Genomic DNA, 1473 nt, shown 5'->3' on the forward strand with positions numbered 1-1473 from the left:
GTCAACGTGATCGGAATTACCCTCAGCCGCAACCAGTTCGAGTACAGCAAAACCAGGCTGGCGGGGATCCCGACCGAGCGCGACGTCGAAGTGCGGTTGCAGGGCTGGGAAGAGTTCGACGACAAGGTCGACCGGATCGTCAGCATAGGCGCGTTCGAGGCCTTCAAAGCCGACCGTTGGCCCGCGTTTTTCGACCGCGCCTACGACATCCTTCCCGACGACGGCAGGATGCTCTTGCACACAATTTTGGCGCATTCACAGAAGCAGATGCACGAGCGCGGCATCGCTTTGACGATGAGCGACGTGCGGTTCACGCGATTTATCTACACGGAAATCTTCCCGGGTGGGCAGCTGCCGGCGCAGGAAGATATTTTCTCACTGGCGCAGGCGGCCAGATTCAGCGTCGAAAAAGTGCAATTGCTGCGCGAGCATTATGAACGGACGCTGAATATTTGGGCGGCCAACCTGGAGGCGAACAAAGAAAAAGCGATCGCCATCCAGTCCGAGGAAGTCTACGAGCGCTATATGCACTACTTGACGGGGTGCGAGGACTTCTTCCGCAAGGGCATCAGCAACGTCGGCCAGTTCACGCTGGCCAAGTAGCCGGCCCGGCTACTTCTCACACGTGAACTGGTTGACGTCCGTGTAGCCCTGGCGGAACAGCTTGGCGCAGCCGGTCAGGTACTTCATGTACCGGTCGTAAACCTTTTCCGACTGGATCGCGATGGCCTTGTCCTTGTTGGACTCGAGCGCCGCGGCCCAGATTTCCAGCGTCCTGGCGTAGTGCAGCTGCAACGACTGGATCCGGGTCACCTTGAACCCGGCGTCGGCGGCATGCTCTTCGACCGACGGGATCGTCGGCAGCCAGCCACCCGGGAAGATCTCGGCCAGGATGAACTGGGTGAAGTGGACGACCTCGTGGGTCAACGGGGTGCCCTGCGCCCTGGCCTCTTTGAAGGTCGGCCGCGAGATGGTGTGCAGCAGCATGACCCCGTCGGCCGGCAGCACCCGGTAGGCCATCTTGAAGAAGTGGCCCCAGCGTTGGCGGCCGAAGTGCTCGAAGGCGCCGATCGAGACGATTCGGTCGACGGGCTCGTCGAACTTCTCCCAGCCCTCCAGCAACACCTGGGCCGAGCGGTTCGTTTCCAGCTGGTCGAACATCTGCTGGACGTGCTCGGCCTGGTTCTCCGACAGCGTCAGGCCCACGACGTTGACATCGAACTTCTCGACCGCCCGTTGCAGCGCGCCGCCCCAGCCGCAGCCGACGTCGAGCAACGTCATCCCGGGCTCGAGGTTCAGCTTTCCCAGCGCCAGGTCGAACTTTGCATTCTGCGCTTCCTCGAGGGTCATATCGTCCCGCTCGAAGTAAGCGCAGGTGTAGCCCATTGTCGGGTCTAGGAACAGCGCAAAAAACTCGTCCGAGACATCGTAGATAGATTGCGATTCTTCGTAATACGGCTCCAACGAAGTCAT

The 1473-nt window shown here is 60.6% G+C and carries 2 protein-coding genes; one reads left to right on the plus strand and one right to left on the minus strand.

The features are described from left to right. Positions 1-603: class I SAM-dependent methyltransferase (locus A9X00_RS12930; protein WP_067153302.1), on the plus strand; the 603-nt coding region annotated here is incomplete at its 5' end. A gap of 9 nt (positions 604-612) precedes the next feature. On the opposite strand, the gene A9X00_RS12935 is transcribed toward A9X00_RS12930, so the two are convergent. Further along, complete coding sequence (locus A9X00_RS12935; RefSeq protein ID WP_067153513.1) at positions 613-1473, minus strand: cyclopropane mycolic acid synthase family methyltransferase; 861 nt, start codon at positions 1471-1473, stop codon at positions 613-615.

This window comes from Mycobacterium sp. 1245805.9, assembly GCF_001672915.1.
Taxonomy (GTDB): Bacteria; Actinomycetota; Actinomycetes; order Mycobacteriales; family Mycobacteriaceae; genus Mycobacterium.

Bases quoted from the DNA above. Each gene is read 5' to 3' on its own strand.
- A9X00_RS12935 (WP_067153513.1), bottom strand. From the start codon at position 1,473: ATGACTTCGTTGGAGCCGTATTACGAAGAATCGCAATCTATCTACGAT.